Origin of the sequence: Enterobacter sp. MGH 33 (assembly GCF_000534535.1) — a bacterium.
Classification (GTDB): domain Bacteria; phylum Pseudomonadota; class Gammaproteobacteria; order Enterobacterales; family Enterobacteriaceae; genus Enterobacter; species Enterobacter hormaechei_C.
On the sequence record NZ_KI973212.1, the window covers coordinates 3,446,111 to 3,465,604 of the forward strand.

Below are 19,494 nucleotides of genomic sequence, written 5' to 3' on the forward strand. Positions count from 1 at the left end.
AAATACACCCGTACCCCTACTCCCGGTTCTCCGGCGTGAGGATAAACGATGAAAAAACAATTACTTTCTACCCTTGCTGCAAGCGTATTGCTGTTGAGTGCCTCTGTCGTCCAGGCGCAGGACGCGCCATCCCGTACCGAATGTATCGCCCCGGCCAAACCCGGCGGCGGCTTCGACCTGACCTGTAAGCTGATTCAGGTCAGCCTGCTGGAGACGAAGGCCATTGAAAAACCGATGCGCGTCACCTACATGCCCGGCGGCGTGGGCGCGGTAGCCTATAACGCCATCGTCGCGCAGCGCCCTGCCGAAGCGGGCACCGTGGTGGCCTTCTCCGGCGGTTCGTTGCTGAACCTGTCGCAGGGGAAATTTGGTCGTTATGACGTGAATGACGTGCGCTGGCTCGCCACCGTAGGCACCGATTACGGCATGATCGCCGTGCGCGCGGACTCCCCATGGAAATCCCTGAAAGATCTGCTGACCGCCATGGAAAAAGATCCGAACAGCGTGGTCATTGGCGCGGGCGCCTCTATCGGCAGCCAGGACTGGATGAAAGCCGCGCTGCTGGCGCAGCAGGCCAAAGTGGATCCGCACAAGATGCGTTACGTGGCCTTTGAAGGCGGCGGCGAGCCGGTGACGGCGCTGATGGGCAATCACGTCCAGGCGGTATCGGGCGATCTCAGCGAAATGGTGCCCTACCTGAGCGGGGATAAGATCCGCGTGCTGGCGGTCTTCTCGGAAAACCGTCTGCCGGGCCAGCTGGCAGACGTCCCAACCGCTAAAGAGCAGGGTTATAACCTGGTCTGGCCGATCATCCGCGGCTTCTTCGTCGGGCCAAAAGTGACCGACGCCGAGTACCAGTGGTGGGTGGATACCTTCGCAAAACTTCAGCAAACCGAGGAGTTCAAAAAACAGCGCGATCTGCGCGGGCTGTTTGAGTTCAACCTGAACGGCAAGCAGCTGGACGAGTATGTCAAAAAACAGGTGAATGACTACCGAGAACAGGCGAAAGCCTTTGGTCTGGCGAAATAACCGGAGGCGCTATGAGCGATCGCATTTTTGCCGGGATATGGCTGCTGCTCTGCATTGGCGGCATGTTCGTCGCCTGGCAGATCCACAGCGAATACAGCTATGAACCCGTGGGGCCACGCCCCTTCCCCGTCGGCATAGTCGGCCTGATGCTGCTCTGCTCGGTGGCGCTGCTGCTGCGCCATCCGGATACCGTGGAGTGGCCGCCACGCCGTACGCTGCAACGTCTGCTGGTAATGGTAATTGTCCTGCTGACGTATGCGTGGGGCTTTGAGTGGCTCGGCTTCCCGATTGCCACCGCCCTGCTGACGATGGTGATTGGCATACTGTTTAACGCCTCGCTGCCTGCGGCGGGGATCTCCGGCGTCGTACTGGGCATTTTACTCTGGTACGCCTTCGACCGCCTGCTGGACGTGACCCTGCCGCTCGGCGCATGGTTTAACTAACGGAGCACGCTATGGATACCTGGATCTATCTCTCTCAGGGGTTCGCGGTAGCGATGACCCCGGAAAACCTGGTGATCGCCCTGATCGGCTGTTTCGTCGGGACCATCGTCGGCCTGCTGCCGGGCCTTGGCCCTATCAACGGCGTGGCGATTTTACTGCCGCTGGCCTTTGCGCTGCACCTGCCTGCGGAATCGGCGCTGATCCTGCTGGCGACGGTCTATATCGGCTGCGAATACGGGGGGCGTATTTCCTCGATTCTGCTTAACGTGCCCGGTGATGCCGCCGCCATTATGACCGCGCTGGATGGCTACCCGATGGCGCAGCAGGGGCGCGGCGGCGTGGCGCTCTCTATTTCTGCCGTCAGCTCGTTCTTTGGCTCCATGATCGCCATTGGCGGCATCATCCTCTTCGCCCCGGCGCTGGCCCAGTGGTCGCTGGCGTTTGGTCCGGCCGAGTATTTTGCCCTGATGGTGTTCGCCATCGCCTGTCTCGGCAGCATGATGGCGCAGAATCCGCTGAAGTCGTTTTTGTCTGCGTTGATTGGCCTCAGTCTGGCCACCGTCGGCGTGGATGCCAACACCGGGGTTTATCGTTTTACCTTCGACAGCGTTCATCTCTCCGACGGCGTGCAGTTTATCGTCGTGGTGATTGGTCTGTTCTCTGTCTCAGAAATCTTACTGATGCTGGAGCATACCAGCAGCGGGCAGACGCTGGTGCGTAAAACCGGACGTATGCTCTTTAATGCCAAAGAGGGGGCGCAGTGTATTGGCGCCACCCTGCGTTCGTCGGTGATCGGTTTCTTCGTCGGCATTCTGCCCGGCGCGGGGGCTACTATCGCCAGCGCTATCACCTACATGACCGAGAAAAAGCTGAGCGGTAACAGCGACAGCTTCGGCAAAGGCGATATCCGCGGCGTGGCGGCGCCGGAGGCGGCGAATAACGCCTCGGCCTGCGGCTCGTTTATCCCGATGCTGACCCTCGGCGTGCCGGGCTCCGGCACCACGGCGGTAATGATGGGCGCGCTGACGCTCTATAACATCACCCCGGGTCCGGCGATGTTTACCGAGCAGCCCGATATCGTCTGGGGTTTAATTGCCGCCCTGCTGATCGCCAACGTGATGTTGCTGGTAATGAACATCCCGCTGATCGGCCTGTTCACCCGCATGCTGACCATTCCCCTGTGGTTCCTGGTCCCGGCCATCGCAGCCGTCTCGGCGGTTGGGGTGTACGCGGTGCACAGCACCACCTTCGACCTGGTGTTGATGGTGCTGCTCGGCGTGCTGGGCTACATTCTGCGCAAGATGCACTTCCCGATGTCGCCGCTGATTTTAGGGTTTGTGCTGGGGGAAATGCTGGAGCAGAACCTGCGCCGCGCCCTCTCCATCAGCAATGGCAATATGGGGATCCTGTGGGAGAGCAGCGTGACGAAGATCCTGCTGGCAATGGCGATTATGGTGATTGTCGTGCCGCCGGTGCTGCGCTGGGTCCGCCGACGCCAGCACAAACCGCAGCCGGATATCGGTTGATTAGCCCCTCAACAGGGCATTGACCCACTGCTTTAACGCCTGGCGGGAGATTTTAATCCCGCCATTTTTCAGTTCTGACGGCAGCGCCAGCCAGTGTACCGGCTGCTCAAAGCGCGCCAGCCTGCCCTGAACCCACTCCGGCAGCAGCGTGATATCCGTGCCCGGCTCGCATTCCACTACCGCCACCGGACGTTGCCCGTACTCGGCATCATCCAGCGGAACGACAAACGCCTGGCTTACCTGCGGATGCGTGGCGATAACGCGCTCCAGCGCTTCGGGCTGGATCCCTTCTCCACCGCTGAAAAAGAGATTGTCCATTCGGCCCAGAATGGTCAGGCGTCCGTCATGCCACTCGCCGCGATCGCGGGTGGCGAACCAGCCCTGCTCATTGACCAGAGGCAATAATGCGCCGTCTCGCCAGTAGCCCGCCGCCATGCTTTCCGCCCGGATCCAGACTTCACCGTTCACCACCTGAACGTCTCTGCCCGGCAGCGCGCTGCCCACGTCCGGCGCGCCGTCGGCCTCTTTGGCGCAGACGGTGGAGGCGAACTCGGTCAGACCGTAGCCGCAGAACGTACGGATCCCCTGCTCGCGCGCCTGTTCGGTCAGCGCAACGGGGATTTCCGCCCCGCCGAGCAGCACGGCTTTCAGCGCGACGGGATGGTGTGAATTAAGCAGCCGCCACAGCTGCGTTGGCACCAGCGAGGCGTGGGTACAGCCCTGTAGCGCCTGCTCCAGCGGCTGTTTTTCACGCACGGTGAGACGGCCTCCGCCCTGCAACCAGCGCCACAAAATCCCCTGACCGGAGACGTGAAACAGCGGCAGAGAGAGCAGCCAGTCGTCGCTACCGCCGTAAGGCATCAGCGCCAGCACGCCCTTTGCGCTGGCAAGGTGGGCGGCACAGGTGTGCACCGCCGCTTTCGGCAAGCCGGTGGAGCCAGAGGTGAGCGTCATTGAGGCCAGCCGTTCTGCCCGCCACGTGACGCCGCCCTGCCCCTCGCCCTCTCTTAATACCAGACCGGGCAGACCGTCATACTCACCGTTAAGCACCAGCGCAAAGCGCAGGGTCATCTGCGGCAGGAGGACGTCCAGCAGCGGACGGGGAAGCTGAGGGTTCACCGGCAAAATGCGGGCGCCGCACTGAAGCAGCGCCAGCCAGGCCAGCAGGGTCTGCGGGTGGTTGTGGGCGAGCAGCATGACGCCGTCACCGTCCGTAACGCCCTGAGACTGAAAACCGGCTGCGAGACGATCGATACGCTCGCCCAGCTGAGACCAGCTGAGCGTTATATCGTCTAAACGCAGCGCGGGTTTATTGGCACTCCGGGTGCGCCAGTGCCGCCACGGCCAGTCGGTAAAACTCATCGCAGTGGCTCCAGCGCCCCGACGCCGAGGCACGGCAAGGTGCTGCCAGGCCACTGACGAATCAGCTGGGCCTGCATCAGGTTTAGCGTATCGAGACCGGGAACGGTGTCCGGCGTTAACCATGCAGCGATGCGCGCCAGCTGCGTCAGGCCGAGGCTGGATTCGATGGATGAACTGATCACCGCCGTCAGCCCTGCGGCATGGGCCGCCGCAACCTGCTCGCGCACCTTGTCGAGGCTGCCGGTCAGCGTTGGCTTAATCACCACGGCCCTGACGCCCGGCTCGGCGGCAAACGCGAAATCGGCTTCGCGCAGGCTCTCATCCCAGGCAATGGCAATGCCGGTTTCCCGGGCGAAGGCGCGCGAGTCGTCGCGCGTTTTGCACGGCTCTTCGAGAAACGCGATGCGGCTGCGGTACGCCGGGTTGACGTACTTCGCGAACTGTTGCGCCCTGAGCGGCGTCCAGGCGCGGTTGGCGTCCAGGCGCAGGTGTAGATCGGGAATGGCTTCCAGTAACAGGTTAACCACCATTCCGTCGCGCACTGCTTCGTACAGGCCAACCTTTATTTTCGCCACCTTCTCGCCAGGCATCGCGGAAAGGAGCGCGAAAAGTTCATCCGGATCGCCGGTACAGAGCGGCGCGGCGCAATAGTTCGCCGCGTCCGGTAAACTGCCGTCCAGCTCTGCCAGCGCACAGCTGATGCCGAACGCGGTGGAAGGAACGTCCGGCAGCGCCGGATCTGCTCCCTCACGCCATTCGTACGTCCAGGCCATCAGCGCAGCCTGCGCCTCGTCCAGCGTTTCCAGGCTAAAACCCGGAAGCGGGGCGATTTCGCCCCACCCTTCCCGCTCGCCCTGCCGGAGATGCACGCAAAAGCCGTCACGGGTTTTTAACCGCCGTTCACGCAGCACCACGCCCGCGTCCATCGGTATCTGCCAGCGGTAAACCTGCGCGCAACGCATTACGGGTTCCGTTTGTATTTGCTGAAGTCTGGCTGGCGTTTTTCGTTGAACGCGTTGCGCCCTTCCTGACCCTCTTCGGTCATATAGAACAGCATGGTGGCGTTACCTGCCAGCTCCTGAAGGCCCGCCTGACCGTCACAGTCGGCGTTGAGGGCCGCTTTCAGGCAGCGCAGCGCCATTGGGCTGTTTTGCAGCATTTCGCGACACCAGCGCACGGTCTCTTTTTCCAGATCGGCGATCGGCACCACGGTGTTAACCAGCCCCATATCCAGCGCTTCCTGGGCGTTGTACTGACGGCACAGGAACCAGATTTCGCGGGCTTTTTTCTGACCGACAATGCGCGCCATATAGGACGCGCCCCAGCCGCCGTCGAAAGAGCCGACTTTCGGGCCAGTCTGACCGAAAATGGCATTTTCCGCCGCGATCGTCAGGTCACACATCATGTGCAGCACGTGACCGCCGCCGATGGAATACCCTGCCACCATCGCGACCACCGGTTTTGGACAGGTGCGGATCTGGCGCTGGAAATCCAGCACGTTCAGGTGGTGCGTGCCCGCATCATCCTGGTATCCGCCGTAGTCACCGCGGACTTTCTGATCGCCGCCGGAGCAGAAGGCTTTCTCCCCTTCCCCGGTGAGGATGATGACGCCGATAGTGTCATCGTAGCGGGCATCCGCCAGCGCCTGGATCATCTCTTTTACGGTCAGCGGACGAAACGCGTTGCGCACCTGTGGACGGTTGATGGTGATTTTGGCGATACCATCGGCGGATTTGTGGTAACGAATGTCGGTGTAGCCTTCGGAGCAGTCCTGCCATTCAACCGGCGCGTAAAGCATGTGTTCATCAGGATAGATCATAGCGTGTCCTTTGTTCGATAACGCAGTATCTGAGCCAGACTCGCGGCAACCGCGTCCGGGTTGTCCCGGTGGGCGTTGTGTCCGGCGTGAGGGATAGCATGACGTGTGGCGTTGAGTTCAGCAGCGATGGCTGCAAACTTCCCGTCACGTTTGCCATAGAGATAGTCAAAAGAAAAATCACGCGCGATGAGCGCGGGACGTAAATCAGGCTGAACGGCAAGCGAGGTGGCCTCCAGCATCTCTGCCAGCCTCGGGCCGTTGTTCCGGCTGCGCAGCGCGATCAGCGCCCTGCGCTGATCATCCGTAAGTGAGGCAAAGACCGGCTGTTGATACCAGTCGGCAAAGACGGCCTCCAGCGGCTCACTGCGAAACCGTGACGCCCAGCGGCGGTCAGAGATCAGCCGGGCCTGGCGCGCATCGGCGTCTTGCAGGCCCGGGTGCCCACCTTCCACAATCACCCCGTCTAACCCCGCAGGATGCTGACAGGCATGGAACATCGCAATGCGGCCGCCGAGGGAGTACCCCACGAGCCAGTATCTTAGTATGTTGTAACTAATAAGGGTATGCGAGAGCAATTCACTTACCTCTGCAAACCCCGTCACGCCCGTATCCGCTGAACCACCGTGCCCGGGCAGGTCAATGTAGAGCCGGGGGTAGTCATACAGCGACGCCCCGACAGCCTGCCACTCGCGACAGTCGCCGGAAAAACCGTGCAGGAAAACCAGCCAGGGGTAGCCTGGTTTTCCTGGCTGGGAGAGGCCTGCGAGGATCACAGGTGACTCACCTGCGCAAGCAGATGTTGCAGCTTCTGCGCGCCGTCAGCATCGTTTACCACCAGCTCAATCAGCGTCGCGCCAGGCTGCCGCCAGGCGGTGTTCAGCGCCGTCTCCAGCGCGTCCCAGTTTTCCGGGCGATGGTACTTCAGGCTGAACATGGCGGCGGCGTGTTCGAACTGCACGTTTTGCGGCATCAGATAGAAGCGCTCACGCTCGCTTTGCGGCGTCGGCAGCAACGAGAAAATCTGCCCGCCGTTATTGTTCACAACAATCAGCACGAACGGGGCCGACGCCTGACGCAGGAGCGCCAGCGCGTTGAGATCGTAGAGGGCTGAGAGATCCCCCACAATCGCCAGCGTGGATTTCGCGCTGGCCCGCTGTACGCCAGCGGCGGTGGAGATCAGGCCGTCAATGCCGCTCGCGCCCCGGTTGCTGTACACCGGATAACCCGCCGGCTGCTGCGAAAAGGCGTCAATCAGGCGCACCACCAGGCTGTTACCGACAAAAAGTTGTCCCTGCTCGGGAAGATATTTGCGGATACGGTGCGCCAGCCCGGCTTCACTGAACGCCTCGCACTGCGTTTTGGTGAGTTCCCACGCCTGACGTGACAGCGCCGGGATCTCCACCGCCCAGGGTTTGCGTTTTTCCGCCGGATGCAATTCCAGCCAGCTGTCAATGTTGCTCACCAGGCGGCGGCCGCGATGGTGCGCCGGGTCAAGGCGTCCTTCGAGCGGATCCACCAGCCAGTACTCTTCTGGGGTACAGGTGGCCTGCCACTGGAGCAGACGCTTCCCCGTCAGGCTCGATCCCAGCTGGACGACAATCTGCGCCTGCGCCAGCTCGGTAACCGCTTTCGCGTTACCCAGCCAGAGGTCGGCGCAGGGCAGCGGCTGGCCCGTCTGGGAAAGCACGTCACCAATCAGCGGCCAGCCAAGCGTTTGTGCCCACTCCGCCGCCAGCTTGCCTTCCGCCGCACTCATCCGCCCGGCAATCACCACGCCGCGCTTCTGGCGCCAGAAGAACCAGTCGCGCTGTTTTTCGCTTTCCAGATGCGTCTGCTCGCGCAGCCAGGGTTTTTCGCTCTCCCACCAGTCTCCCAGCTGCTGTTGCCAGACGAGGCCAGTATCGTTCATTTCACCGTACAGCGGCTCGGCAAACGGGCAGTTAATGTGCAGCCCGCCGCTGCGCAGTGCGTTCATGGCGTGGTCAAGGGTTGAGACCAGCCAGCTGGCGGGAATATCCTGGGTGGGGCGCGGCAACGAGACCGTCTGTGAAGGATGCGAGGCAAAAATGCCAGGCTGACGAATCGCCTGATTAGCACCGCAGTCAATAAGTTCCGGGGGACGGTCGGCAGTGAGTAAAATCAGCTTTTCGCCGGTTAATCCCGCTTCTATCAGCGCCGGATACAGGTTCGCCACCGCCGTGCCGGAGGTGACTATCACCGCCACGGGCGCTTTGCTGACTTTCGCCAGCCCGAGCGCCAGATGGCCCAGACCCCGCTCATCAAAATGGGTGTGGTGAATAAAAGCCCGGTTTTCCGCGGCAGCAAGGGTGAGCGGCGTGGAGCGAGAGCCCGGGGCAATACACACATGCCTGACACCATGACGGGTCAGGGCTTCAAGGATCACCGCCGCCCAGCGTCGGTTAAAAGAACTTACTGACATGAGATTGTCCAGTATCAAGAATGCGACACAGTATAAATAATAGAAAAAGTCAGAATTTTGATATGAATCGGGATTGCACGAATCAGTATTAATCCCTTAGGAGAAGGGAACGCAGCCCGGCGGCCTTGTTTTCGATCTCCTGCCACTCCTGCTCCGGATCGGAGCCGCTGACGATGCCCGCCCCCGCATAAAGACGCAGCGCAGCGTCGTGAACGCGGGCGGAGCGTAATGCCACACAGAATTCGCTTTGATCGCGCGATAAATAGCCCGCCGACCCGGCGTACCACTCCCGGTCAAACGGCTCCACTTTCGCAATAAATTCTCGCGCCGCCTGTCGCGGCAGCCCGGCCACCGCCGCCGTCGGTTGCAGAATATGCAGGCACTGCTCGTCGTCAGGCTGTTTAAGTTCGGTCCAGATACAGCGACGTAAATGCTGCACCTTGCGCAGACGCAGCACCTGCGCAGGCAGGATCTCCAGCGTCCGGGTATGGTGCTGAAGACGCTGGCAGATATCTTCCACCACCAGCATATTTTCCCGCTGATTTTTGTCGTCGTTCATCAGCCAGTCGCCCAGACGCTGAGCCTGCTTATCGTCAGAGTGGCTGGCGACGGTGCCTGCCAGCGCTTCAGTGCGCAGCAGCGTGCCGCGTCGCCGCCACAGGCGTTCAGGCGTCGAGCCGAGGAACGCGTTGCTGGCGTCAAAGACCATACAAAAATGATAGCAGTTGAGGTTTAGCGCGCGGCTGGCAGCCATCAGCGCGATGGCGTTCACGGGCTGCTGGCAATGCACGTCTGTAGCACGTGCGAGGACCACTTTCTCAAAATCGCCGCGAGCAAGGGTATCCGTCGCCTGACGAATCAACGCCAGCCATTCCGGTTTTTCCGGATGATGGGTTTCCTGCACAATCTGCACGGACAACGGGCGGATCGGCGCGGCGTCGCGCAGGTTATCGACAAAATTCAGCGCCTCACGGGCATCTTCCCGCAGCGACGTTTCGCTCCACAGTTGCAGACGCAGCGTGGCGACCCCGCCAGACCGTCGCCAGAGAAGGCGCGGTAAAAACAGCTTGCCCTGCGCCGGGTTGAAGGCGTTCAGGCCGCAGATACGGGTGTCATTGGCTACGTCGTGGGTGTGCAAAAACCGCGAGGCCGAGGCCAGAGAATCAAAATGGGCGAGGCTTCCGAGCGCGGCAAGTTCTTCATCACCGCTGCGCTGTTGCCAGTAAAACTGAGGATAGCATCGCTGCACACCGAGCCAGGCCAGCGGATCGAAGGCGTCGTTTAACGGGAAAGAGACATCGAAATGGCGTAAACCGGGTGTAGCTGGCAATGCTTGCGCAAGCTGAGTACGCAGGCTTTGCAGCGCGAGGAAAATCGAGTGCACGCGAACCTCTCCCTGTTAAAGCCTTATATTATACGGGGTACTGACGATAAATAGCAGTACCCACGTGTAGGGAGTGGTTTACCGGCTTAACGACGGGCTAACAGCAGACCCAGCACCAGCCCTACGGCCGCACCGACCCCAATGCCCTGCCACGGTTTTTCATGCACATAATCGTCGGCACGATAAACCGCCTGCTTGGCGCGGTAGTAGTAATTGTCGGATGCGTTACTGACGCGGTTTTTCACGTCATGCAGCGCCTGCTCGGCGCGGGCTTTGAGCTCAATGTACTTCTGATCGGCAGGATCGCCTGAAGAGCGCAGCACTTCTTCCAGCGTTTCGCTTAGCAGCGTCAGGTCGTCGTCGACTCGGGTATCCCAGGATTGAAATGACATATTTTTCTCCATGTTAGTACACCAGTCCGGTAACTATAGACAACGTATTGCTATTGCGCCTGTTTCGCTTCGCGTGCCATGCCGATGTGTGGGATGCCGTCTTCGTCGTAAATGTCCGTGACCGGGGTAAAACCAAAATGGCCATAGAATGATTGCAAATGCGCCTGCGCGCCCAGGTATAACGCCTTGTCCGGCCACTGTTTCTGGCATGCGCCCAGCGTTTTTTCCATCAGCTGATAGCCCAGCTTTTCACCGCGCGCGCGGCCGCTGATAATGACGCGGCCAATGACGACAGGGTCAAAATCCTCTTCGCTTTTCAGAATCCTCGCATACGCCACCAGCTCGTTATCGCGCCAGCCGAGGATGTGCCGGTTCTCGCCGATCAGGTCATCGCCGTCGATATCCTGATACGGGCAGGTTTGTTCAACCACAAAGACTTCGCAGCGCAGCTTGAGCAGGGCGTAGAGTGAATGCACGGTCAGTTCGCTGTGGTGTAGATCTTGCCACTGGATCATGTGTTTCTCCTTCCTGGTGTTCATCACGTTATACTAAACCCCTTCCCATTCGGCAAAGGGCTGATTGCGTTATGGAACTGATTTTTCTGGGTACGTCCGCCGGGGTGCCAACCCGCTCACGAAACGTGACGGCGATTCTGCTGGATCTTAAGCATCCTACCCGCGGTGGGCTGTGGCTGTTTGACTGCGGTGAGGGTACGCAGCATCAGCTGCTGCATACCTCATACCACCCGGGGAAAGTGGATAAAATATTTATCACCCATCTGCACGGCGACCATCTGTTTGGCCTGCCGGGCCTGCTGTGCAGCCGTTCGATGGCCGGTAACGCTAACCCGCTGACCATTTATGGCCCCGCGGGTATTCAGGAATTCGTTGAAACCACGCTGCGCCTGAGCGGCTCGTGGACCGATTATCCGCTGGAGGTGTTAGAGATCGGCGAGGGTCTGGTGTTCGATGACGGAGATTACCTGGTGCGCGCTTACCCGCTTAACCATCCGGTGGAATGCTACGGCTATCGCGTTGAGGAGCATGACAAGCCCGGGGCGCTGAACGCCGCCGCGTTGCAGGCCGAGGGGGTGAAACCAGGCCCGCTGTTCCAGCGTCTGAAGCACGGCGAGACCGTCACGCTGGAAGACGGGCGCGTCATCAACGGTCAGGATTACCTCGCCCCACCGCAGCCGGGCAAAAAACTGGCTATTTTTGGGGATACCGCCCCCTGCCCTTCGGCGCTCAGGCTTGCCAGAGGTGTAGATGTGATGGTGCATGAGGCTACGCTGGAAGCGGCGATGGAAGAAAAAGCCAACAGCCGGGGGCACAGCTCTACGCGTCAGGCGGCGCAGCTGGCACGTGAGGCTGGCGTCCGGAAACTGATTGTTACTCACGTCAGCTCACGCTATGACGTCCGCGGCGCTGAAAGCCTGCTGGCAGAGTGCCGGGAAGTATTTCCGGCATGCGAGCTGGCGGAAGATTTTGCTCAGGTCAGCGTTTAGTCCTTCATTTTTCCCTCAGCGTGCCGATAACGATTAAAAGGCCAGCATTTCTCTTGAGGGTAGAATGGATAATTTCCAGAAAGATATTGATGACAGGGCAAACCTGACCCTGTCCAACCGTTTTGAACTGTTGCTGTTCCGTCTTGGCACCTCTCTGAACGAAAATAAATCCGAGCTGTTCGGCATCAACGTATTCAAATTGCGCGAAATTGTGCCGATGCCGACCTTCACCAAACCGGCGGGAATGAAGTCTCCGCTGATGGGGATGGTGAACATTCGTGACCAGGTGATCCCGGTGATCGATCTGGCCGCCGTCGCCGGCTGCAAACCAGCCACCGGGCTGAACATCCTGCTGATCACCGAATATGCCCGCAGCGTGCAGGCGTTTGCCGTGGAATCGGTGGAAAACATCATGCGTCTGGACTGGAAGCAGGTGCACGCCGCGGAAACCGCCGTCAGCGGTCGCTACATCACCAGCATTGCCTGTCTGGATGAGAAGACCGATACCAACGATCTGGCGATGGTGCTGGACGTGGAGCAGATCCTGTATGACATCACCCCGGCGAACCACGATCTGCACGCCACCCATCTGGAAACCACCAAATTCAACATCAAGCCTGGCTCTGTCGCGATTGTTGCAGAAGATTCAAAAGTAGCGCGCTCAATGCTGGAGAAGGGATTGCAGGCGATGGAGATCCCGGCTCAGCTGCATATCACCGGCAAAGACGCGTGGGAGAAAATTGGCGTGCTGGCGGCACAGGCGCAGGCTGAGGGCGTGCCGATCACCGATAAGATCGCGCTGGTGCTGACCGACCTCGAAATGCCAGAGATGGACGGCTTTACGCTGACGCGCAAAATCAAAACCGACCCGGTACTGAAAGATATTCCGGTGGTGATCCACTCGTCCCTGTCCGGCAACGCGAACGAAGACCATATTCGCAAGGTGAAGGCCGACGGCTACGTGGCGAAGTTTGAGCTGAATGAGCTGTCGTCGGTGATTGAAGAGGTGCTGGACCGCTCGATGAAGAAGATTGAAGGGCCGCTTATAAGCAGGAAGCAGTTAGCTTAGTCGGGTGGCGCTACGCTTACCCGACCTACAAAACCCGTAGGCCCTGCAAGCGTAGCGCCGCTGGGCAATAAAAAAGGCAACTTTCGTTGCCTTTTTGCTTTCACCTTACATCAGCGGCATCGCGCGCTGCACAATCTCAATCAGCGGCTGCGGATAGATACCGAAGATCAGCACCAGCAGCGCGGAGATGAGAACCACAATCCCGCCGGCGCTGTACTGCCAGTTGGTTGGCGCATCGCGGTTGAGCTGCTGAGGCGCGCTCAGGTACAGGCTCACCGCTACGCGCAGGTAGTAGTAGAGACCAATCGCGGAGCCGATAACGACACCCGCCGTCAGCCACCACAGACCCGCCTGCACACCGACGGCCAGCACGTAGAACTTACCGATAAAGCCCAGCGTCATCGGGATACCCGCCAGAGAGAGCATCATCACGGTCATTACCGCAGACAGAATCGGACGGTGCCAGAACAGACCACGGTAGGAGAACAGGGAATCCGCATCCGGGCCACGGTACGGGCTGGACATCAGGCTCACCACGCCGAACGCGCCGAGGCTGCTAAACAGGTAACCGGCCAGATAGACGCCCACAGTTTCCATCGACATCTCACCGCTTTGCAGCGCAATCAGCGCCACCAGCAGGTAACCCAGATGGGAGATAGAGGAGTAGCCCAGCAGACGCTTGATGTTGGTCTGGCTCAGCGCCATCAGGTTACCGAAGATGATGGACACGAACGCGATAATGCCCAGCACCACGCGGACCGCTTCGCTGTCACCCACCGGGGCGTACAGGAACAGACGCATGACCACACCGAAGATAGCGATTTTGCTCGCCGTCGCCAGGAAGGTCGAGACCGGTGCAGGGGCACCCTGGTATACGTCTGGCGTCCACAGGTGGAACGGAACCAGTGAAAGTTTAAAGCCAAGGCCAACAATCATCATGCCCAGACCAGCCAGCAGCAGCGGCTCATGCATCATGCCGTCGCCAAGGCTCTTACCGAGCGCCATGAAGGAGAGATTACCCGTCTGTGCGTACAGCAGCGCGATACCAAACAGCAGGAACGACGACGCGGCAGCAGACAGGATCGTGTACTTGATTGCCGCTTCCAGAGAGCGCTTCTGGCGGAAAGCGTAACCAATCAGGCCGAACAGCGGGAGTGAGATCAGCTCAATACCGAGGAACAGCGCGGCCAGGTGGTTCGCGTTCGCCAGCAGAATACCGCCCAGTGCGGCAATCAGTACCAGCAGGTAAAACTCTTCTTTGTTGTCGTTGTAACCTTCGAGCCACGGGTACGCAAAGGTACAGGTTGCCAGGCTCGCCAGCAGCACCAGACCGGTGTAGAGCATGGCGTAACCGTCAACGCGCATCAGCGGCGTGACGTCCATCGCTCCCGCCTGGCCAACAAACCAGAGGGAAACTAACGCAGCGTTCAGACCCAGAACGGACAGGGTCGCATTCAGGAAGTGATTGCGTCGCCACGCAATGGAGAGCATCACAACCACCACCGTCAATCCGACGATCAGCAGCGGTAGCAGCGCGATCAGTTGTTGTGGAGTTATTGTCATGGCGAATTACGGCCTTGTAGTAGAAGCAGAATTAACAAACCACTGCTGGATGTTACCCATCGCGGAGTGCGAGGTATCCAGAATCGGCTGCGGATAGAAGCCCAGCAGCACCAGCAGTACGACCAGCAGCAGGATGATGAACAGCTCACGCAGCGACATCCCCGGCAGTTCTTGTGCAGCAATTTCACTCTTCGCTTTACCGAAGTAAGCGCGGTGCAGCATCGCCAGCGAGTACACGGAGGCAAATACCAGACCAAAGGTGGAGATGACGGTGATCGTCGGTACCACGTTGAAGCTGCCGAACAGGATCATAAACTCGCCGACGAAGTTACCGGTACCCGGCATACCCAGAGTCGCCACCGCGAAGAACATGGAGAGCGCCGGCAGCCATTTCATTTTGCCCCACAGGCCGCCCATCATACGCATGTCGCGGGTATGCAGACGTTCGTACAGCTGACCACACAGGATGAAGAGACCGGCAGCAGACAGGCCGTGCGCAATCATCTGGATCACCGCCCCCTGGTACGCCAGCTGGCTGCCGGTGTAGATGGCAATCAGCACGAAGCCCATGTGGGAAACGGAGGTGTAAGCAATCAGACGTTTGATGTCGTACTGCGTGAAGGCCATCCATGCACCGTAGAAGATACCGATCACGCCAAGCCACATGGCAATCGGCGCGAACTCTGCGGAGGCGTTCGGGAACAGCGGCAGGGAGAAACGCAGCAGACCGTAGGCCGCCGTTTTCAGCAAGATACCCGCCAGGTCAACGGAACCCGCCGTTGGCGCCTGAGAGTGCGCGTCCGGCAGCCAGCCGTGCAGCGGTACGACCGGCATTTTCACCGCGAAGGCGATGAAGAAGCCGAGCATCAGCAGGTATTCCACACCGTGAGACATCGGGGTCTTCAGCAGGTCTTCGTAGTTGAAGGTCCAGACGCCGGTCGCATTGTAATGCACAAATACCAGCGCCAGGATGGCAATCAACATCACCAGACCACTCGCCTGGGTGTAGATGAAGAACTTGGTGGCCGCCGTGATACGCGTTTTACCGTCGGATGCCTTGTGGCCCCACAGCGCGATCAGGAAGTACATCGGCACCAGCATCATCTCCCAGAAGAAGAAGAACAGGAACATGTCGATGGCCAGGAACACGCCGATCACGCCGCCCAGGATCCACATCAGGTTCAGGTGGAAGAAGCCCTGATATTTTTCGATTTCTCGCCAGGAGCAGAGTACCGCCAGAACGCCGAGCAGACCGGTCAGCACCACCATCAGCAGCGACAGACCGTCAATCGCGAGGTGGATCGTAATACCGAAACGTGGGATCCACGGCAGAATGAACTCAGACTGCCACTGCGGAAGGCCCGCGGACTGGGTCAGTGAGTAGCCACCCTGCAACCAGAGTTGCAGACCAAGCGCGAGCGTCAATCCCATGGTGATCAGCGCGATCCAGCGCGGCATCTTCACGCCAAAGCGTTCGGTCTGCCAGCACAGGAAGCCGCCGATGAAGGGAATTAATATTAGCCAGGGTAGTAACATGGCGATTTTTATTCCTTGTTAAAGTCCCTCAGGGACCGATTTTCAACGAATTCGACAAAATTCACGTTTGAGTGCGGGGCCTTTTGCCCGGTGGCGCTTCGCTTACCGGGCCTACGGTCCGTAGGTCGGGTAAGCGCTAGCGCCACCCGACAATCCCCGTTAACTCAAAATCAACGCAACACCATCAGCAGCGCCAGTACGACAACCGCACCGATGCTCATGGACGCCACATACCAGCGCAGATAACCGTTCTCGCTGAACAGCAGGCCTTTACCTGCAAAGCGAGAGAGGATCGCCGGGATATTCATCAGGCTGTTCAGTGGATCGCGCTTCAGCAGCCACGCAATGCCCAGGAACGGCTTCACGAAGATCATGTCGTACAGCCAGTCGAAGCCCCATGCGTTGTACCACCAGGTGCCCAGCAGACGGCCCGGCGCGCTGTTGGCAACGGCAGTCACCAGCGTGCGTTTGCCCAGCCACAGCCATGCGGCAATCAGGATGCCCGCGATAGCCACTACGCCGGAGGTGATTTCAAGCGTCAGAACGCGACCGTGCTCAAGCTCGGTTGTCGCCGGCAGTACGCCCTGCAACGGTGGCACAATCATCGCGCCAACGAAGGTGGACAGGACCAGCAGCACAATCAGCGGCAGGTGGTGGGTAATCCCCTTCCCTGCGTGAGCGTGAATTTGTTCTTTACCGTGGAAGACGATGAAAATCATACGGAAGGTGTACAGGGAGGTCATAAACGCACCGACCAGACCCGCAACCATCAGATTGATATGACCATTCGCCATGGCGCCCGCCAGGATTTCGTCCTTACTGAAGAAGCCTGCGGTGATCAGCGGCAGTGCCGCCAGCGCCGCGCCGCCTACCAGGAAGCAGACATACACCAGCGGGATAGACTTACGCAGTCCGCCCATTTTGAAGATGTTCTGCTCGTGGTGGCAGGCCAGAATCACCGAACCGGATGAGAGGAACAGCAGCGCTTTAAAGAACGCGTGCGTCATCAGGTGGAAAATGGCCGCGTCCCACGCCTGAACGCCCAGCGCCAGGAACATGTAACCAATCTGGCTCATGGTGGAGTACGCGAGCACGCGTTTGATGTCGGTCTGCACCAGCGCGGCAAAGCCAGCCAGCACCAGCGTAACCGCACCGACGATACCCACCAGATGCAGAATTTCCGGGGTCATCAGGAACAGGCCATGGGTACGCGCAATCAGGTAGACACCGGCGGTGACCATGGTCGCGGCGTGGATCAGCGCGGAGACAGGGGTTGGACCCGCCATCGCGTCGGCCAGCCATGTCTGCAACGGCAGCTGCGCGGATTTACCCACAGCGCCACCCAGCAGCATCAGCGTTGCCCACCACAGCATGTTGTTGCCTGCTTCGAAGTGCGCCGGCGCCAGTTCCACCATTTCGCGGAAGTTCAGCGTGCCCAGTTCGTTGTAGAGAATGAACAGCGCGAAAGCGAGGAACACGTCACCCACACGGGTCACGACGAACGCTTTCATGGCCGCTGCGCCATTCTTCGGATCGGTGTAGTAGAAACCGATCAGCAGGTAAGAACACAGACCCACGCCTTCCCAGCCCAGATACATCAGCAGCAGGTTATCGGCCAGCACCAGAACCACCATGCTGGCGATAAACAGGTTGGTGTAGGCGAAGAAGCGGGAGTATCCCTCTTCACCGCGCATGTACCAGGAGGCGAACATGTGGATCAGGAAGCCGACGCCGGTAACTACGGAGAGCATGGTCAGAGACAGACCATCCAGCACCAGGTTGAAACCGATGTTGAAGTTACCGACCGACATCCAGTTCCACAGCGGTACGCTGTAGGCCTGACGTCCATTGTTAAAGAAGTCGATACCCGCATACGCTGTGACCAGCGCAGCCAGGCCGATAGAGCCAATGCCCACGGTGGCAGACAGATTCTCAGACCAGCGGCCGCGAGAAAACGCCAGCAGCACGAAGCCAATCAGCGGAAAAATAATGGTTAAGGCAAGCATGTTCATCCACGCAACTCACTTACTGAATCGATGTTCAGGTTCTGGCGGCGACGATGGAGCTGTAGCAACAGCGCCAGGCCAATACTCGCTTCAGCAGCCGCGAGGCTGATGGCGAGAATGTACATCACCTGACCATCGGTCTGGCCCCAGTAGCTGCCGGCGACCACAAAGGCCAGCGCGGAAGCGTTGATCATGATTTCCAGACCGATCAGCATAAACAGCAGATTGCGGCGGATAACCAGACCGGTTAAGCCCAGAACGAATAAAATCGCAGCGAGGATCAGTCCATGTGTTAAGGGGATCATGCGCGTTCCTCCGTTTTTCTTTTCGCGCGGTCGTCAGTGCGGTTGCTCAGCACCTCGCCGACACGCTCTTCGCGGCCAACGTGGAAGGCCACAACCAGACCCGCCAGCAGCAGCATTGAGGCCAGCTCAACCGCCAGAACGTACGGACCAAACAGGGTGATACCCACGGCTTTCGCGCTGATTGGCGTCCCGTCGATACCCTGGTCGTTGACGCCCAGAATGGCGTAAACAATCACCGCCAGCATGATGGCCGACAAAATTGCCGGACCAATCCACACCTGCGGTTTTAACCACTGACGTTCCTGCTCAATTTCAGAGCCGCCCAGGTTCAGCATCATCACCACGAACACAAACAGCACCATGATGGCCCCGGCGTAGACGATGATTTCCAGCGCACCAGCGAAGTGCGCGCCAAGCGCAAAGAACACCCCGGAAATAGCCAGCAGCGAGATGATTAAATACAGCAGCGCATGCACCGGATTGGTGTGCGTGATCACTCGCAGCGTAGCCAGGATGGCGATAAGGCCACAGATATAAAAAGCGAATTCCATTGCCCTCTCCTTACGGTAACAGGCTCTTGACGTCGATAGGCTTGGCTTCGTTCTCCGCTTCGCCCTTATCTTTGCCGTCGATTGCCATACCCGCCATCCGGTAGAAGTTATATTCCGGGTATTTGCCCGGACCGGAAATCAGCAGATCCTCTTTCTCGTACACCAGATCCTGACGCTTGTACTCACCCAATTCGAAGTCTGGGGTGAGCTGAATCGCCGTGGTTGGGCACGCTTCTTCACACAGACCGCAGAAAATGCAGCGTGAGAAGTTGATGCGGAAGAACTCAGGGTACCAGCGGCCGTCTACCGTCTCGGCTTTCTGCAGAGAGATACAGCCGACCGGGCACGCTACCGCACACAGGTTACAGGCAACGCAGCGCTCGGAACCGTCCGGGTCGCGCGTCAGCACGATACGTCCACGGTAGCGCGGCGGCAGATATACCGGCTCTTCCGGGTACATCCGGGTTTCGCGTTTGGCAAACGCGTGCAGGCCGATCATCCAGATACTGCGTACCTGGGTCCCGAAGCCTACCAGTAATTCTTTTAAGGTCATGGTCTATAGCCC

Annotated in this window: 19 protein-coding genes; 5 read left to right on the forward strand and 14 right to left on the reverse strand. The window is 59.4% G+C overall.

All coding sequences use genetic code 11. The features are described 5' to 3' along the window. Nucleotides 1-48 precede the first annotated feature (48 nt). From L379_RS08025 to L379_RS08015, 3 genes are read left to right on the forward strand one after another with little or no spacing between them, the layout of a single operon-like run. Nucleotides 49-1,029 carry a Bug family tripartite tricarboxylate transporter substrate binding protein gene (locus L379_RS08025; RefSeq protein ID WP_006811363.1) on the forward strand — a complete coding sequence of 327 codons (981 nt, stop codon included), beginning with the start codon at nt 49-51 and terminating at the stop codon, nt 1,027-1,029. An 11-nt stretch (nt 1,030-1,040) separates the two neighbouring features. After that, on the forward strand, nt 1,041-1,472 hold the full coding sequence (locus tag L379_RS08020) for a tripartite tricarboxylate transporter TctB family protein (protein ID WP_032654325.1): 432 nt from the start codon (nt 1,041-1,043) through the stop codon (nt 1,470-1,472). A gap of 11 nt (nt 1,473-1,483) precedes the next feature. Further along, the gene (locus L379_RS08015; protein ID WP_006811365.1) at nt 1,484-2,998 is read left to right on the forward strand and encodes a tripartite tricarboxylate transporter permease; all 1,515 of its coding nucleotides are present in this window, start codon (nt 1,484-1,486) and stop codon (nt 2,996-2,998) included. Here L379_RS08015 and menE read toward each other — a convergent pair whose 3' ends face one another. The 8 genes from menE to L379_RS07975 form a co-directional block, all read right to left on the reverse strand. After that, nucleotides 2,999-4,360 carry an o-succinylbenzoate--CoA ligase gene (gene menE, locus L379_RS08010; RefSeq protein ID WP_032654327.1) on the reverse strand — a complete coding sequence of 454 codons (1,362 nt, stop codon included), beginning with the start codon at nt 4,358-4,360 and terminating at the stop codon, nt 2,999-3,001. Then, entirely contained in the window at nt 4,357-5,322 is a 966-nt protein-coding gene (gene menC, locus L379_RS08005; RefSeq protein WP_032654329.1) for an o-succinylbenzoate synthase, read from the reverse strand. The genes menE and menC overlap by 4 nt, the downstream gene beginning before the upstream one ends. Beyond that, nucleotides 5,322-6,179, reverse strand: coding sequence for a 1,4-dihydroxy-2-naphthoyl-CoA synthase (menB, locus tag L379_RS08000; protein WP_003859452.1), 858 nt, complete (start codon nt 6,177-6,179; stop codon nt 5,322-5,324). Before menB ends, menC begins: the two co-directional genes overlap by 1 nt. Continuing rightward, a complete protein-coding gene (menH, locus tag L379_RS07995; protein WP_032654332.1) occupies nt 6,176-6,952 on the reverse strand; it encodes a 2-succinyl-6-hydroxy-2,4-cyclohexadiene-1-carboxylate synthase in 777 nt (258 codons plus the stop codon). The genes menB and menH overlap by 4 nt, the downstream gene beginning before the upstream one ends. Next, on the reverse strand, nt 6,949-8,619 hold the full coding sequence (gene menD / locus L379_RS07990; RefSeq protein WP_032654335.1) for a 2-succinyl-5-enolpyruvyl-6-hydroxy-3-cyclohexene-1-carboxylic-acid synthase: 1,671 nt from the start codon (nt 8,617-8,619) through the stop codon (nt 6,949-6,951). The genes menH and menD overlap by 4 nt, the downstream gene beginning before the upstream one ends. Before the next feature lie 88 nt (nt 8,620-8,707). Then, the gene (gene menF / locus L379_RS07985) at nt 8,708-10,003 is read right to left on the reverse strand and encodes an isochorismate synthase MenF (RefSeq protein WP_017693007.1); all 1,296 of its coding nucleotides are present in this window, start codon (nt 10,001-10,003) and stop codon (nt 8,708-8,710) included. Nucleotides 10,004-10,089: 86 nt separating this feature from the next. Continuing rightward, nucleotides 10,090-10,395, reverse strand: a complete 306-nt coding sequence (gene elaB, locus L379_RS07980; RefSeq protein ID WP_017693006.1) for a stress response protein ElaB — start codon at nt 10,393-10,395, stop codon at nt 10,090-10,092. Nucleotides 10,396-10,445: 50 nt separating this feature from the next. Beyond that, nucleotides 10,446-10,910, reverse strand: a complete 465-nt coding sequence (locus L379_RS07975) for a GNAT family N-acetyltransferase (protein WP_017693005.1) — start codon at nt 10,908-10,910, stop codon at nt 10,446-10,448. Nucleotides 10,911-10,981: 71 nt separating this feature from the next. Between L379_RS07975 and rbn the strand changes: the two genes are divergently transcribed. Beyond that, entirely contained in the window at nt 10,982-11,899 is a 918-nt protein-coding gene (gene rbn, locus L379_RS07970) for a ribonuclease BN (protein ID WP_032654338.1), read from the forward strand. 64 nt (nt 11,900-11,963) lie between these two features. Further along, entirely contained in the window at nt 11,964-12,968 is a 1,005-nt protein-coding gene (locus tag L379_RS07965) for a chemotaxis protein (protein WP_032654340.1), read from the forward strand. 105 nt (nt 12,969-13,073) lie between these two features. On the opposite strand, the gene nuoN is transcribed toward L379_RS07965, so the two are convergent. The 6 genes from nuoN to nuoI form a co-directional block, all read right to left on the reverse strand. Further along, nucleotides 13,074-14,531: an NADH-quinone oxidoreductase subunit NuoN gene (nuoN, locus tag L379_RS07960; protein ID WP_032654343.1), complete on the reverse strand. Its 1,458-nt coding sequence runs from the start codon at nt 14,529-14,531 to the stop codon at nt 13,074-13,076. A 6-nt stretch (nt 14,532-14,537) separates the two neighbouring features. Further along, on the reverse strand, nt 14,538-16,067 hold the full coding sequence (nuoM, locus tag L379_RS07955; RefSeq protein WP_003861498.1) for an NADH-quinone oxidoreductase subunit M: 1,530 nt from the start codon (nt 16,065-16,067) through the stop codon (nt 14,538-14,540). 170 nt (nt 16,068-16,237) lie between these two features. Continuing rightward, nucleotides 16,238-18,079 (reverse strand): NADH-quinone oxidoreductase subunit L, encoded by a 1,842-nt coding sequence (gene nuoL, locus L379_RS07950; protein ID WP_003861497.1) that lies wholly within the window; start codon nt 18,077-18,079, stop codon nt 16,238-16,240. Next, a complete protein-coding gene (nuoK, locus tag L379_RS07945) occupies nt 18,076-18,378 on the reverse strand; it encodes an NADH-quinone oxidoreductase subunit NuoK (protein ID WP_003861496.1) in 303 nt (100 codons plus the stop codon). The genes nuoL and nuoK overlap by 4 nt, the downstream gene beginning before the upstream one ends. Beyond that, nucleotides 18,375-18,929 carry an NADH-quinone oxidoreductase subunit J gene (gene nuoJ, locus L379_RS07940; protein WP_003861493.1) on the reverse strand — a complete coding sequence of 185 codons (555 nt, stop codon included), beginning with the start codon at nt 18,927-18,929 and terminating at the stop codon, nt 18,375-18,377. Before nuoJ ends, nuoK begins: the two co-directional genes overlap by 4 nt. Before the next feature lie 10 nt (nt 18,930-18,939). Beyond that, nucleotides 18,940-19,482, reverse strand: a complete 543-nt coding sequence (nuoI, locus tag L379_RS07935; protein ID WP_003861491.1) for an NADH-quinone oxidoreductase subunit NuoI — start codon at nt 19,480-19,482, stop codon at nt 18,940-18,942. Nucleotides 19,483-19,494 lie beyond the last annotated feature (12 nt).